Annotated in this window: 12 protein-coding genes; 8 read left to right on the top strand and 4 right to left on the bottom strand. The window is 59.8% G+C overall.

The window, feature by feature from the left end; translation table 11 throughout:
- The first annotated feature begins 553 nt into the window (after nucleotides 1-553).
- Complete coding sequence (locus HF257_RS08465) at nucleotides 554-754, top strand: hypothetical protein (protein ID WP_058425216.1); 201 nt, start codon at nucleotides 554-556, stop codon at nucleotides 752-754.
- Nucleotides 755-1,067: 313 nt separating this feature from the next.
- Nucleotides 1,068-2,543, top strand: coding sequence for an inorganic phosphate transporter (locus tag HF257_RS08460; protein WP_185707256.1), 1,476 nt, complete (start codon nucleotides 1,068-1,070; stop codon nucleotides 2,541-2,543).
- A 151-nt stretch (nucleotides 2,544-2,694) separates the two neighbouring features.
- On the opposite strand, the gene ccoM is transcribed toward HF257_RS08460, so the two are convergent.
- Both ccoM and HF257_RS08455 read right to left on the bottom strand, forming a co-directional pair.
- On the bottom strand, nucleotides 2,695-2,811 hold the full coding sequence (ccoM, locus tag HF257_RS33465) for a cytochrome c oxidase subunit CcoM (protein WP_003172387.1): 117 nt from the start codon (nucleotides 2,809-2,811) through the stop codon (nucleotides 2,695-2,697).
- A gap of 143 nt (nucleotides 2,812-2,954) precedes the next feature.
- Complete coding sequence (locus tag HF257_RS08455; RefSeq protein WP_017844811.1) at nucleotides 2,955-3,116, bottom strand: hypothetical protein; 162 nt, start codon at nucleotides 3,114-3,116, stop codon at nucleotides 2,955-2,957.
- Between the two features lie 131 nt (nucleotides 3,117-3,247).
- Between HF257_RS08455 and HF257_RS08450 the strand changes: the two genes are divergently transcribed.
- From HF257_RS08450 to HF257_RS08440, 3 genes are all read left to right on the top strand, one after another.
- On the top strand, nucleotides 3,248-4,114 hold the full coding sequence (locus HF257_RS08450; protein WP_185707258.1) for a LysR substrate-binding domain-containing protein: 867 nt from the start codon (nucleotides 3,248-3,250) through the stop codon (nucleotides 4,112-4,114).
- Between the two features lie 89 nt (nucleotides 4,115-4,203).
- Nucleotides 4,204-4,674 (top strand): RidA family protein, encoded by a 471-nt coding sequence (locus HF257_RS08445; RefSeq protein WP_185707260.1) that lies wholly within the window; start codon nucleotides 4,204-4,206, stop codon nucleotides 4,672-4,674.
- The gene (locus tag HF257_RS08440) at nucleotides 4,671-5,852 is read left to right on the top strand and encodes an aminotransferase class V-fold PLP-dependent enzyme (RefSeq protein ID WP_185707262.1); all 1,182 of its coding nucleotides are present in this window, start codon (nucleotides 4,671-4,673) and stop codon (nucleotides 5,850-5,852) included. Before HF257_RS08445 ends, HF257_RS08440 begins: the two co-directional genes overlap by 4 nt.
- Here HF257_RS08440 and HF257_RS08435 read toward each other — a convergent pair.
- Entirely contained in the window at nucleotides 5,849-6,190 is a 342-nt protein-coding gene (locus HF257_RS08435; protein ID WP_025855310.1) for a hypothetical protein, read from the bottom strand. The genes HF257_RS08440 and HF257_RS08435 overlap by 4 nt on opposite strands.
- Before the next feature lie 219 nt (nucleotides 6,191-6,409).
- Here HF257_RS08435 and rapA point away from each other — a divergent pair, with 219 nt between their 5' ends.
- Nucleotides 6,410-9,256 (top strand): RNA polymerase-associated protein RapA, encoded by a 2,847-nt coding sequence (rapA, locus tag HF257_RS08430; protein ID WP_185707264.1) that lies wholly within the window; start codon nucleotides 6,410-6,412, stop codon nucleotides 9,254-9,256.
- Between the two features lie 148 nt (nucleotides 9,257-9,404).
- Here rapA and HF257_RS08425 read toward each other — a convergent pair whose 3' ends face one another.
- Entirely contained in the window at nucleotides 9,405-10,751 is a 1,347-nt protein-coding gene (locus HF257_RS08425; RefSeq protein WP_185707266.1) for a spinster family MFS transporter, read from the bottom strand.
- A 252-nt stretch (nucleotides 10,752-11,003) separates the two neighbouring features.
- Here HF257_RS08425 and HF257_RS08420 point away from each other — a divergent pair, with 252 nt between their 5' ends.
- Nucleotides 11,004-11,369 (top strand): YkgJ family cysteine cluster protein, encoded by a 366-nt coding sequence (locus HF257_RS08420; protein ID WP_185707268.1) that lies wholly within the window; start codon nucleotides 11,004-11,006, stop codon nucleotides 11,367-11,369.
- A gap of 141 nt (nucleotides 11,370-11,510) precedes the next feature.
- Nucleotides 11,511-13,775, top strand: coding sequence for a putative bifunctional diguanylate cyclase/phosphodiesterase (locus tag HF257_RS08415; RefSeq protein WP_185707271.1), 2,265 nt, complete (start codon nucleotides 11,511-11,513; stop codon nucleotides 13,773-13,775).
- The last annotated feature ends 117 nt before the right edge of the window (nucleotides 13,776-13,892 follow it).

Below are 13,892 nucleotides of genomic sequence, written 5' to 3'. Positions count from 1 at the left end.
TCGGGGTCCTTTCTCTTATTGTCATCCGCGAGGGAGGTTGGTTGGCTATTACAAGCCGCGCACACCGTGATGCACAAGGCAGCGCCTGCAACATTGTGCGATTATCGGACGATCATTCGATAATCGCAATTTCGTGTCGTGAGGGCCAGGGCAGTCACGGAACACTTTAGCGCCGCGTTATAAAGTCTTAATCGATTGAAGCGTTTATGGCGCCAGAATAGGCGCACATGGCTGACGCTCGCGTGTAACAAAACGCTCACACAAAGTTGACGCTTTTTAACTTTATGCCGATAGTGTTATTCAAATGCGTCGCTATAATGCACCCTATGCGGAGGTCGGCCCGGTTTCACTATCGGGATCAGAGCTCGCCAGGTCATGCACAGGCTGTGCATGGTCGGTCGCAACAACCTGCCTCGAATGACTGCACTAACAAATGGCCTTCGTACCTAGTTCAAACTTGAACGTCTCACGCGTTCAACTTGGAACAACACCGAGGGTGTCATTCAGGCAAAAAGCTGCAGCGTAATTACACTCAACTCAATTAGGTAATACTGTGACGAAAGATGAACTGCGCGCGGAACTTGAGCGCCAGGAGCAACGTTACAAGGACGTTTACGGCGGGGAAGTCACCACCTACGCCGCCCAGCCTGAACCTGAACGCAAACCATGGCGCAAGCGAGCCAGCCTGCTCGACCAGGCATTTGCCCAGGAAATCCAAAAGATAGAACAGGAACTCAAAACCGAGGAGTCATAAGCAACTCGGTTTCAGCCTGAAGGTATCGCCTCGGTTGCTGGCGTATTGCTAGCAACCGGCTACCTCTCATCCGACTGCCACCAGCGAAATTTCATACAAATGTTTCAGGCATGACGTTTTCGTGACAATTGCCTGTCGAATCCCCCCTCCGCGTTATAAATCAAAGACTTGCCAAAGCCCCGAAAACCGTGGGATGCACGCCTCTCCCGCCTGGTTTTTCAGTGAAGATTGTTACCGATGAGCAGCTAGTGCATCGATTACCGAGGTTTTCTGGCATAATCGCGCCCCCTTACGACCGGGTCAGAAAACCTTCATGATCGATTTATTCAGCGGACTGGATGCTTGGGTTCTAGTGAGCCTGTTGCTCGCCCTGGCCTTTGTCCTCGCCTTCGAGTTCATCAATGGCTTTCATGACACCGCTAACGCGGTGGCCACAGTCATCTATACCAAAGCCATGCCGCCGCACCTGGCCGTGTTCTTCTCCGGGGTGTTCAACTTCCTCGGCGTGTTGCTCGGCGGTGTGGGTGTCGCCTACGCCATCGTGCATTTGCTGCCGGTGGAGTTGCTGATCAATGTGAACACCGGCCACGGCCTGGCCATGGTCTTCTCGCTATTGGCAGCGGCCATCACCTGGAACCTGGGCACCTGGTACTTCGGCATCCCGGCTTCCAGCTCCCACACCTTGATCGGTTCGATCCTCGGTGTCGGCCTGGCCAACGCGCTGATCAACGATATCCCCTTGGCTGACGGTGTGAACTGGCAGAAGGCGATTGATATCGGTGCCTCCCTCGTGTTCTCGCCGATGGCCGGTTTCCTGGTCGCGGCGCTGGTGCTGATTGCCCTTAAATGGTGGCGTCCATTGTCGAAGATGCACAAGACCCCGGACCAGCGCCGCAAGCTTGACGACAAGAAGCACCCGCCGTTCTGGAACCGCCTGGTCCTGGTGATTTCCGCCATGGCCGTGAGTTTCGTGCACGGCTCCAACGACGGTCAAAAAGGCATCGGCCTGATCATGCTGGTGCTGATCGGTATCGTACCGGCGCAGTTCGTACTCGACCTGGGCAGCACCACTTACCAGATCGAACGCACCCGCGACGCCACTGTGCACCTGAGCCAGTTCTACCAGCGTAACAACGCCACCCTTGGCGAGTTCCTGGCACTGGGCAAAAGCGTGAAGAACGACCTCCCAGGCAAATTCCAGTGCAACCCGCAGCAGACTGAGCCGACCATCAGCGCGCTGATGGAGACGCTCAAAGGTGTTTCCGACTACCACTCGTTGACCGCCGAGCACCGCATTGAAGTGCGTCGCTACCTGCTCTGCCTGGATGACACCGCGAAGAAAGTCGGCAAGCTGCCGGGCCTGGATGCACGTGAGAAGTCCGACCTCGACAAGCTGCGCAAAGACCTGACAGCCACCACCGAGTACGCCCCGTTCTGGGTGATCCTCGCCGTCGCGCTGGCCCTGGGCCTGGGCACCATGGTTGGCTGGAAACGCGTGGTGCTGACCATCGGTGAAAAAATCGGCAAGCAAGGCATGACCTATGCCCAAGGCATGTCGGCGCAGATCACCACCGCGAGCATGATTGGCCTGGCTAACATCTTCAGCCTGCCAGTGTCGACCACGCACGTGCTGTCGTCGGGTGTAGCCGGTACCATGGTCGCCAACAAGAGCGGCCTGCAAGGCGGTACCGTCAAGACCATCCTGATGGCCTGGGTGCTGACACTGCCAGCAACCGTAGGCCTGTCGGCCGGGTTGTTCTGGTTGGCCTCGAAGGCGCTGGGTAGCTGATAACCCACGATTAAAAAAAAGGTGCGGCCTCTATTGAGAACCGCACCTTTTTTTATGGAACAGATTTAATCAACCCGATCAAATCCCAGGCAAAAAAAGGGCGACCGAAGTCGCCCAAAATGCCTTGCGTGCTCATGTAACCCGGAAAGACCTAGGGTTTTTTACGCTTATTCGCGTCTTTCCAGATAAAAATTCCAAACCCTACAAAAAACAGCACCATGAGGCTGACAGTCAGCACTCCGGCAAATACCACATTATCGATAAACATGACCGGCCTCCTGCACTTGCCCTGTTGCGATAGGGCTAAGTTAATGGAGAAGGCAGAATGGAAAATTGACGGGGATCAATGTCGCCCGCAACGGGGCGTAAAGAAGGGCAATAACTGACCTGCATCAACAGATGCAGGTTGTTTCAACGTTTTTTTGGTTTGTTCTTTGGTTTTTTCTTAACTTTGCCGAGCGGCATTGCTTGTTCAAATGCCTGGCGCACTTCATTCAGGCGCTTGTCGTTCAGGTCATGGACACGTTTGGCCCGTTCGGCATTCAGGTCGATCAGCTTGTCGTCATCACTCATGGCTTGGCTTACGTCGTGGCGGGAATGGCTCAATAATGCGGCCTCCCCCGCTCCATCGCAAATCAGCGGGCGACAAAATGCAGGTCATCGCCCAAAATCGGCACTTTCCCAGGCTCTGGAGACGCGCTCAGGTGGCATTGCACAAGGACCTTCCGCCATTGCTGGCCCTGCGCGCCTTCGAAGCCGTGGCGCGCCATTTGAGTTTTATCAAGGCCGCGAACGAGCTGTCAGTCACCCAAAGCGCCTTGAGCCACCAAGTACAAAAGCTTGAACAGCACTTGGGCAAGCCACTGTTTATCCGACGCACCCGTGCGATTGATCTGACCGCTGACGGCCAGCGTTACTACGACGAAATCCGCCCCGCTCTGGACGCCATCGCCGCCGCCACACGTAGCCAACGCGTCAAGCCGAGCATCACGGTATTGCGCATCGGCTTGCTGGCGTCCTTTGCCACACTGTGGCTGGCGCCGCGCCTGGCAGGGTTTCTGAACCGCTACCCGCATATCCAGGTGGAGTTGCTGCCGGCGATTCAACTGGCCAACGTTGCCGCCGCCGAAGTCGACCTGGCCATCCGCTATGGCAAGGGCGACTGGCCCGACGTGCAGGCCACACGGCTGATGCCGGAAGTGATCTCCCCGGTATGCAGCCCAGCGTTCAAGGCACGTCACGACAGCCCGTTGCTGATGGCCACTTCGCACCGGCCGTTTGAATGGACCGATTGGTCCGAGCACTACCAAGTCGACCTCGCTGACCATCCTCGCGTGATGCTGCACGACTACAACATCGTGGTCGAAGCCGCCGTAGCCGGCCAGGGCATTGCCATGGGCCGTCATCGCCTGATCGAGCGCAAGCTCCAGGATGGCAGCCTGGTGGAAGCCTTTGACTGGCCGCCCTACCACAGCGAAATCGGCTACTGGCTGATCGCCCCGCAGGGGCCCGGCAGCGACGCGGCTGAATGCTTCAGCCAGTGGTTGAAGGAAGCCTGCAGCGACACGTGAGTTTTTTCGATTCGTCGTGTGAGATCTATCCGTTTGTCGCCCCTCGAGACAGCCAACATGCTGACACCTCTTAACCCAGAGGATTGATCATGAGCGACTCCCTGCGCCAACGCGTCCAAGCCCTTGGCCTGACCCTGCCCACGCCCGGCCAGCCGGCTGCCAACTACATCAACTACGTCATCAGCCAGAACCAGCTCTTTGTCTCCGGGCAAATTCCGTTGGTGGATGGCAAACCTGCCTATGTGGGCCGCCTGGGTGAATCCCTCAGCAATGAAGAAGGCGCCCAGGCCGCAGAACTCGCAGCACTCGGCTTGTTGGGGCAACTGGGCGATGCGCTGGGCGATGACCTGTCGCGCCTGGTGCGCATTCTGCGTCTGGGGGTATTTATCGCCAGCAGCGCCGACTTCAAGCAACAAAGCCTGGTCGCCAACGGTGCCTCCAACTTGGTAGTCAACGCCCTCGGCGACAAAGGCCGACATGTACGCACGGCCGTGGGTGTTTCCAGCCTGCCCGCTGGCGTGGCGGTGGAGGTTGATGCCATTTTCGAGCTGCGGCCGTGAGCCCGCTGGAGGTGCAAAACCTGCGCGATGACACCCCCGGCTGCCAGTCCGGCATCGTGCACTTCAACCACGCCGGCGCTTCCCTGCCCAGCAAGGCAACGCTCGACGCGATCGTCGAGCAACTGCAACGTGAAGCCCGCGAAGGCCCGATGGAGGCTGGCGACCACGGCGCCGTGCTGGTGGAAAAAGCCCGCCGCGCCGCCGGGCAATTGCTCAATGCACCCGCCCACTCCATTGCATTTGCCAGCAGCGGCTCGACCGCCTGGAGCATGGCGTTCCAGGCATTGGGCCCGTGGCAGCCGGGCGACCGAATTCTGGTGGGCCGCCACGAATGGGGCGGCAACCTGGCGAGCATGCAAGTGGCCGTACAGGCGGGTGCCCGCGTGGAGGTCATTGCCTGCGATGACAGCGGCGCGGTTTGCCCGGCGGCGCTGGAGTCGATGATCGATGCCCGCGTGAAGCTGATCGACCTCACCTGGCTGCCAGCGAATGGCGGCCTGATCAACCCTGCCCAGGCCATCGGTGAAGTGGCCAGGCGCCACACCATCCCCTACTTCATCGACGCCGGCCAAGCCGTCGGCCAACTGCCGGTGGATGTGCAAGCGTTGCACTGCGACGTGCTCAAGTCGGCCGGGCGCAAACACCTGCGCGGGCCACGAGGCACGGCGCTGCTCTACGTAAGGCCGGGCTTTCTGCAACACTTGAACCCCGCCCAGCGTGATGTGTTTTCCGCGCCCTGGACCGCCGAAGGTTTCGACTTGCGCAACGACGCCCGCCGATTTGAAACCAGCGAGGCCTCTTTCGCGTTGTTGGCGGGGTTGGGCAATGCATTGCAGGAGACGAACCGGCTAGGGGTTGAGCAGATTTGGAGCCAAGTCTCACAGACCAGCGCGCGAATCCGCGAAGGCTTGCGTCAGATCCCGGGCATTTCCCTGCATGACCTGGGCACGGCTCAATCAGGACTGATCGCCTTCAACCTCGAGGGCTGGGACGCCTTCGAACTCAAGCGCCGATTGGGCTTGAAGCGCATCAATATCGGCGCCAACGGTGTGGCCTACACGCCACTGGATATGCAGGCACGAGGCCTTGCCAGTGTGGCGCGGATCTCCGTCAGCCCGCTCAACGACGAGCACGATATCGAACGGCTGCTGGCAGCCCTCTGGGAACTGCGCGATTAAACCTCGACGTCCACCCACAAGCCCTGGCGCGGTGCGTCTTCAATCAACGGCACCACCGGCACGGTGTTGTCGGCATTGAGCAGGTCCCCCGGAATTGCCAGGTGCTGTTCCGGGTCCTCATCGGCTTCACGCCGACGTTTCTGCTGCTCTTGCTGGCGACGCTGCTCTTCACGCAGCAGAAACGTCGACTGCTCGGCATCGCCCTTTTTCAGATCGATAGTGCTTTCATTGGAGCCCGCTTGGACTGGCACCACGGGCGGGATGTCCGGCTTCTGACGCACCGGATCGAGTTGTGACGTAACCGGCACAACGCTGACGGGCAGCATGGGTGGCAGCATAAATTTTATTCTCCTGGTCAACAGGCTGTCGGCGGGTTGCAGGGCGACTTGAGCACACACTCGCCAACCTGTGACCCAGTCGACACTCCCAAGTGCCCGCCACCCGTCGATTCAGCTTCCGAAGCCACGCGCAAACGGAGTAGTTTTTGTCAGAGTCCTTGGGCGGGGGGCCTTGTTCCGTTAAGATAGTCGGCTTTTTCACGGCGGGAGTCAGGCAGCATGGCGCAGCAGTATCAACCGGGGCAACGCTGGATTAGTGACAGCGAAGCAGAGCTGGGGTTAGGCACCGTTCTGGCACAGGACGGCCGCTTGTTGACCGTGCTCTATCCGGCCACTGGCGACACTCGCCAGTATGCGCTACGGAATGCGCCCCTCACTCGCGTGAGGTTTTCGCCGGGTGACAGCATCACCCATTTCGAAGGCTGGAAAATGACCGTGCAAGAAGTCGACGACGTCGACGGCCTGCTGGTCTACCACGGCCTCAATGGGCAGAACGAGCAGGTCACCCTGCCGGAAACCCAACTCTCCAACTTTATCCAGTTCCGCCTGGCCAGCGACCGTCTGTTCGCCGGGCAGATCGACCCGCTCGCCTGGTTCTCGCTGCGTTACCACACCCTGGAACATACCAGCCGCCAGTTGCAATCCTCCCTGTGGGGCCTGGGTGGCGTGCGCGCGCAACCGATTGCTCACCAACTGCACATTGCCCGCGAAGTCGCTGACCGTATTGCGCCACGGGTATTGCTGGCCGACGAAGTGGGCCTGGGCAAGACCATCGAAGCCGGCCTGGTAATCCATCGCCAGTTGTTGTCGGGCCGCGCCAACCGCGTGCTGATCCTGGTGCCGGAAAACCTGCAGCACCAGTGGCTGGTGGAAATGCGCCGCCGCTTCAACCTGCAGGTTGCACTGTTCGACGAAGAACGCTTTATCGAAAGTGATGCCACCAACCCGTTCGAAGACACTCAGCTCGCGCTGGTGGCCCTGGAATGGCTGGTGGACGACGAGAAAGCCCAGGACGCGCTGTTCGCCGCCGGTTGGGACTTGCTGGTAGTCGACGAAGCCCACCACCTGGTCTGGCATGAAGACAAGGTCAGCCCGGAATACGCGCTGGTCGAGCAACTCGCCGAAGTCATCCCTGGCGTCCTGCTGCTGACCGCCACCCCGGAACAGCTGGGCCAGGACAGTCACTTTGCGCGTCTGCGCCTGCTTGACCCGAACCGTTTCCACGACCTGCAAGCCTTCCGCGCCGAGAGCGAAAACTATCGCCCGGTGGCCGAAGCCGTGCAGGAGTTGATGGACAAGGGCCGCCTGTCGCCTAAAGCGCATAAAACCATCCAGGGTTTCCTGGGTGATGAAGGTGAAGCCCTGCTCACCGCCGTCAACGATGGCGACACCGAAGCCAGCGCCCGCCTGGTGCGTGAGCTGCTCGACCGCCACGGCACCGGCCGCGTGCTGTTCCGTAACACCCGCGCTGCGGTGCAGGGTTTCCCGGAGCGCAAGCTGCACGCCTACCCGCTGCCAAACCCGGACGAATACCTCGAATTGCCGCTGGGCGAACACGCTGAGCTGTACCCGGAAGTCAGCTTCCAGTCCCAGCCGGACGTCGAGGAAGAGAACCGTTGGTGGCGCTTCGACCCGCGTGTCGAGTGGCTGATCGACCAACTCAAAATGCTCAAGCGCACCAAAGTCCTGGTGATCTGCGCCCACGCCGAAACCGCCATGGACCTGGAAGACGCCCTGCGCGTGCGCTCCGGCATTCCGGCCACGGTATTCCACGAGGGCATGAACATCCTGGAGCGTGACCGCGCCGCCGCCTACTTCGCCGATGAAGAATTCGGCGCCCAGGTGCTGATCTGCTCCGAGATCGGTAGTGAAGGCCGCAACTTCCAGTTCTCTCACCACCTGGTGTTGTTCGACCTGCCGTCCCACCCTGACCTGCTGGAACAGCGGATCGGCCGTCTGGACCGTATCGGCCAAAAGCATGTGATCGAACTGCACGTGCCGTACCTGGAAACCAGCCCGCAAGAGCGCCTGTTCCAGTGGTACCACGAAGCGCTTAACGCCTTCCTCAACACCTGCCCTACCGGCAACGCCTTGCAGCATCAGTTCGGCCCGCGCCTGCTGCCGCTGCTGGAAAACGCCGACGATGGCGAGTGGCAAGCCCTGATCGACGAAGCCCGTGCCGAGCGCGAGCGTCTTGAAGAAGAGCTGCACACCGGCCGTGACCGCCTGCTGGAGCTCAACTCCGGTGGTGCGGGCGAAGGCGATGCACTGGTAGAAGACATCCTCGAGCAAGACGACCAGTTCGCCCTGCCGATCTACATGGAAACCCTGTTCGATGCGTTCGGCATCGACAGCGAAGACCATTCGGAAAACGCCCTGATCCTCAAGCCGAGCGAAAAAATGCTCGACGCCAGCTTCCCCCTGGGCGACGACGAAGGCGTGACCATCACCTACGACCGCAACCAGGCGCTGTCGCGTGAAGACATGCAGTTCATCACCTGGGAACACCCGATGGTGCAGGGCGGCATGGACTTGGTGCTGTCCGGCTCCATGGGCAACACCGCGGTGGCGCTGATCAAGAACAAGGCGCTCAAGCCGGGCACCGTGTTGCTGGAGCTGCTCTACGTCAGCGAAGTGGTCGCCCCGCGCTCGCTGCAACTGGGCCGCTACCTGCCGCCGGCCGCCCTGCGCTGCCTGCTGGACGCCAATGGCAACGACCTGTCGAGCCGCGTGTCGTTCGTAACCCTCAACGACCAGTTGGAAAGCGTGCCACGTGCCAGCGCCAACAAGTTCATCCAGGCCCAGCGTGATCAGCTGACGCCACGGATCAACGCCGGTGAAGACAAGATCACCCCGCAGCATGCCGAGCGTGTGGCCGAGGCCAAGCGTCGCCTGGCGGCGGACACCGACGAAGAACTGGCACGCTTGACCGCGCTGCAAGCGGTTAACCCGACGGTGCGTGACAGTGAGTTGGTAGCGTTGCGTAACCAGCGTGAGCAAGGTTTGGCCATGTTGGACAAGGCAGCGTTGCGCTTGGAAGCGATCCGAGTCCTGGTCGCAGGCTAAAAAAGAAGGCCCGCGCAATGCGGGCCTTTTGTATATGCCTTTCGGGACTCTTCGCGAGCAAGCCCGCTCCCACATTTGATTGCATTTCAACTGGAGAAACTCAGTCAAATGTGGGAGCGGGCTCGCTCGCGAAGGGGTCACCTCGGCCTCAAGCGGTAACCGCAGCAGCCGGCACCTCCACCGCCCCCAACCCCTCTTTCATCTTCTTGGCATCGCGCACAAAGCACCGCGAGGCCTGAAACAGAAACAGCATGGTCAGAAACAGCGCTACCGGAATCAGGTACATGGCGTCATGCAAACCCACCGCTTTATACGCCTCGGTCATCTGCTCCGCCCCCGCCGCATACATTGCCGAATGGGCAAAGTGATCGGACAAGCCCCCCACCACCACCGGCCCCATACCACCGCCCAGCAAGTACAACCCAGCAAAGAACAACGCCATCGCCGTCGCGCGCAGGCGCGGTTCAACCACATCCTGAATCGCCGTGTACACGCAGGTGTAGAAGTTATAGGCAAACAGCCAGCCCACACTGAACAGTGCCACGAACACCCCGATCTCGATGCGCCCGGCGTGCAGCGCCCAGGCGGTGGTGACGGTGGAAATAATCAGGCTGAACGCAGCAAACAACAGGCGTCCATTGGGCACCCGTTGATGAATCTTGTCGGCGATCCAGCCGCCCAACGTCAGGCCCACCAAGCCGGTCAGGCCGACAATCACGCCAGTGGCGACTGCTGCATCCTGCAGCGGCATCAGGAAGTAACGCTGCAACATCGGCACTAAAAATGAGTTGCAGGCATAGGTGGCGAAGTTGAAACACAGGCCGGCCAGCACCAACCAAAGGAACGTCGGCACCGCCAGGACGCGGCGGATCGGGCGGTCGACGCGTTCCTGGGAGACTTGCACGGCTTCCGCCGCGCCGCGCTTGGGTTCCTTGATGTAGAACATGAACACCGCAAGGATCAGCCCCGGCACAGCGGCGATGAAGAACGGTGCGCGCCAGCTGTCGAACGCCTTGACCATCGCACCGATAGTGAAGAACGCCAGCAACAGCCCCAGCGGCAGGCCCAGCATGAAAATGCCCATAGCCCGTGCACGACGGTGTGCCGGGAACAGGTCGCCGATCAGCGAATTGGCCGCTGGCGCATAGCTGGCTTCGCCAATGCCGATGCCCATGCGCACCAACAAAAAGGTCCAGAAACTACCGACCATGCCGTTGACCGCCGTCAGCCCGCTCCAGGCGAACAAGCCCCAGCCCATCAGTTTGCTGCGCGAGCCGGTGTCGGCCATGCGCCCGAGCGGCAGGCCGGCAATGGCATAGACGATGGTGAAGGCGGTACCGATGATGCCGAGCTGGAAGTCGCTCAAGTGCCATTCCATGCGGATCGGCTCGATGATGATCGCGGGAATGGTGCGGTCGAAAAAGTTGAACAGGTTGGCGAGGAACAGCAGGAACAGAATGCGCCAGGCATTCGCCGCTTGGGTCGAGTTCTGCATGGGTCCGTCTCTTTTATTGTTATGAGAGCTGCGATGCCCGATGCATCCTGCCCGGTACCTGCAACATAGTCAGGCGGGCGACGGTTGTCTGTAATGATTCGTAAAGCTGATAGGGCATGATTTCACCCGGCATTACGGGACTTTCCCTACAAAAATATATGTGTGCCACCCCCTTCCCAATGGCCATGGCACGGATAGAATGGCGAGCCTTCCCGTAGTCCCCCCTTCTTACTTTTCTTATCGATGACGCCCATGTCCGAAGCCAGTCCGTGTCTGAGTTGCGGTGCCTGCTGTTCATACTTTCGCGTGTCTTTCTTCTGGGGAGAGTGCGCCTCATCCGGCGGAACGGTGCCCGATGACCTGGTCGTACAGATCAATCCGACGCGCGTAGCGATGATTGGCACCGACCAGAAACCCGCACGCTGCTGCAGCCTTGAGGGTGAAGTGGGCAAGGCCACGAGTTGCTCGATTTATGAACAACGGTCCAGCCCCTGCCGAGAGTTTGAAGCGTCCTGGCACGAAGGCGTACAGAACGTCGACTGCGATGCCGCCCGCGCCGCTTTCGGCCTGCCGCCCCTGGAAGCGCCGTTTGAACTGGAGTTGCCCATCAGCGCTTAGCATCAAACGCTATGGATGGCATGCCAAAATCGTTGAGAGCAAAGTGCCATTACCCGTGGCGAATCCCACCAGACTTCTATACTCGACTCCATAGGTCATCGCCGTAGGCAGTGACGTAATGACTCTATGACGGGGCATGCTATGGAATGGCTGGGTCTGCATTTTTTCACTGACCTTCCAGAAAGCGGGCACTTATTACTCAATTGCAGTCATAACCCCTTTCTGGTGCTGCTGGCCTATCTGGTCGCTTGCGCGGCAGGTTTCGGCACGCTGGACATGGCCGAACGAGTCGGCCATGTCGAGGACCCCACCGCAAGACGCCACTGGCGTTGGCTGGGTGCCGGCTGCCTTGCTGGCGGTATCTGGTCCACTCATTTCATCAGCATGCTGGCCTTCCAGGCGCCAATTGCCATTCACTACGAATTGCTCATGACGTTCGCTTCGCTGTTGATTGCGCTGGTGGCGTCGTTGTTTGCCATGCAAACCCTCAGTCATACGCACCTGCGCTTTCATCAGTATTTGCTGGCTTCGGTGTGGATGGGCATCGGCATCGCCCTGATGCACTACGTTGGCATGTCGGCCATGCGCTCCCAGGCCCAAGTGTATTTTGAGTCGGAGCTGTTCCTGGCCTCCATCGGCATCGCCATTGGTGCCAGCCTGGCGGCGTTGCTGCTGTCGAGCTACTTGCGCAATGGCGCCGGCGTGTTCCATCAATTACTCAAATACGCTGCCAGCCTGGTGTTGGGCGCTGGCATCCTGAGCATGCATTTCACCGGCATGGCGGCGATGCGCCTGATGGTGCCCAATGAAGCCGACTTGTCGTTGCCGCTGGACAACAATCCGATCCAACTGGGCTTGTCCGTGGCGGTCATCACGTTGCTGGTGATCGGCAGCAGCATCAGCGCCGCGCTGGCCGACAAAAAATTGCAACACAAGGAACGCGACCTGCGCCGGGTCAACGCCCTGCTCAGCGAATTGGACCAGGCCCGCGCCTCCCTGCAACAAGTGGCCCATTACGACGCACTGACCAGCCTGCTCAACCGCCGGGGTTTCAACCAGATCTTTGCGGAGAAAGTCGCCGAAAAAACCACATCACACGGCATGATGGCGGTGATATTTCTCGACATCGATCACTTCAAACGCATCAATGACAGCCTCGGACACGATGCCGGCGACCAGTTACTCACCGTGCTGGCCGGGCATATCAAAGGCTCGGTGCGCAGCCACGAAGACGTGGTCGCGCGGTTTGGCGGCGATGAGTTCTGTATCCTCATCAGCGTCCATCACCGTGACGAAGCGCGGCACCTGGCCCAGCGCATCATGCAAAAGATGAAAGAACCCATCGAGCTGGCTGGCCGGCGCATGGTGATGACCACCAGTATCGGTATCAGCCTGTTTCCCGACGATGGCCTGACCTGCGAAGAGCTGCTGAAAACCGCCGACTTGGCGCTGTACCAATCCAAGGACACCGGGCGTAACAGCCTGACGTTCTTCAGTTCCAACCTGAAAACCCGCGCGTTTCTTGAACTACAACTCGAAGAAGAACTGCGCGCAGCCCTGCGCACGCGTCACCAATTGGTGCTGTTCTACCAACCGATCTTCGACATGAAACTGGGCAAGGTCACCCGCCTGGAAGCGTTAGTGCGCTGGCAACACCCGCAGCACGGGCTGCTGGCCCCGGATCGGTTTATCAGCATCGCCGAGAACAACGGGCTGATCGCCGAACTGGACCATTGGGTATTGCGCCAGGCCTGTCATGACTTGAGTTTGCTGTCGGACCGGGGCTACACCGAACTGACCATGGCCGTGAACTGCTCGGCGCTGAACCTGGCCCGTGACGAACTGGCGGATGAAATCGAAGACGCACTGAGGTTCAGCGCAATCGGCGCCAACCGCCTGGAACTGGAAGTCACCGAAAATGCGCTGATGGGCAACATCAGCAGTACGCTGGCGTTGCTGCGGCAGATTCGGGCGCTGGGTGTATCCCTGGCCATCGACGACTTCGGTACCGGCTACTCGTCCCTCGCCTACCTCAAGCGCCTGCCCCTCAACACCTTGAAGATCGACCGCTCGTTTATCCAGGACATCCCCAAGTCCACCGCCGATATCGAGATCGTCCAGGCGATCATCGGCATGGCCCACACCCTGCACTTGCAGGTGGTGACCGAAGGCGTGGAAACCCAGGCCCAATTCGAACTGCTGCTCAAACACGGCTGCGACTTCGTCCAGGGCTACCTGTTGAGCCCGGCCGTACCGGCGAGTGACATCATCGGCGTGATCCAGGGCATCGACATGCGCAACCCGCTCTACCCGTTCAGTACGGTGGGCAGCAAGGACAGCTCCCCTCCGAAAGAGCCCTCCCCCAACCGCCCAGGGTCCACCTCTATCGTCAGGCCAATTCGCTGACGCCGAATCTTTGGCATTTCGCCATCATTTGCCTAAAGAACGCCGACGAACGGCCGATTCATCAGAGTCCGGCCACGTTTTCCTGGGAATCACCAGGGTCAAACCCAATCGATCCGG

Source organism: Pseudomonas cremoris (assembly GCF_014230465.1).
Note: the sequence above shows the minus strand (reverse complement) of the source record. Positions and strands in the feature narration are given on the sequence as shown.

Bases quoted from the DNA above. Each gene is read 5' to 3' on its own strand.
- HF257_RS08460 (WP_185707256.1), top strand. From the start codon at position 1,068: ATGATCGATTTATTCAGCGGACTGGATGCTTGGGTTCTAGTGAGCCTG.
- ccoM (WP_003172387.1), bottom strand. From the start codon at position 2,811: ATGTTTATCGATAATGTGGTATTTGCCGGAGTGCTGACTGTCAGCCTC.
- HF257_RS08455 (WP_017844811.1), bottom strand. From the start codon at position 3,116: ATGAGTGATGACGACAAGCTGATCGACCTGAATGCCGAACGGGCCAAA.
- HF257_RS08445 (WP_185707260.1), top strand. From the start codon at position 4,204: ATGAGCGACTCCCTGCGCCAACGCGTCCAAGCCCTTGGCCTGACCCTG.
- HF257_RS08435 (WP_025855310.1), bottom strand. From the start codon at position 6,190: ATGCTGCCACCCATGCTGCCCGTCAGCGTTGTGCCGGTTACGTCACAA.
- rapA (WP_185707264.1), top strand. From the start codon at position 6,410: ATGGCGCAGCAGTATCAACCGGGGCAACGCTGGATTAGTGACAGCGAA.
- HF257_RS08425 (WP_185707266.1), bottom strand. From the start codon at position 10,751: ATGCAGAACTCGACCCAAGCGGCGAATGCCTGGCGCATTCTGTTCCTG.
- HF257_RS08420 (WP_185707268.1), top strand. From the start codon at position 11,004: ATGTCCGAAGCCAGTCCGTGTCTGAGTTGCGGTGCCTGCTGTTCATAC.
- HF257_RS08415 (WP_185707271.1), top strand. From the start codon at position 11,511: ATGGAATGGCTGGGTCTGCATTTTTTCACTGACCTTCCAGAAAGCGGG.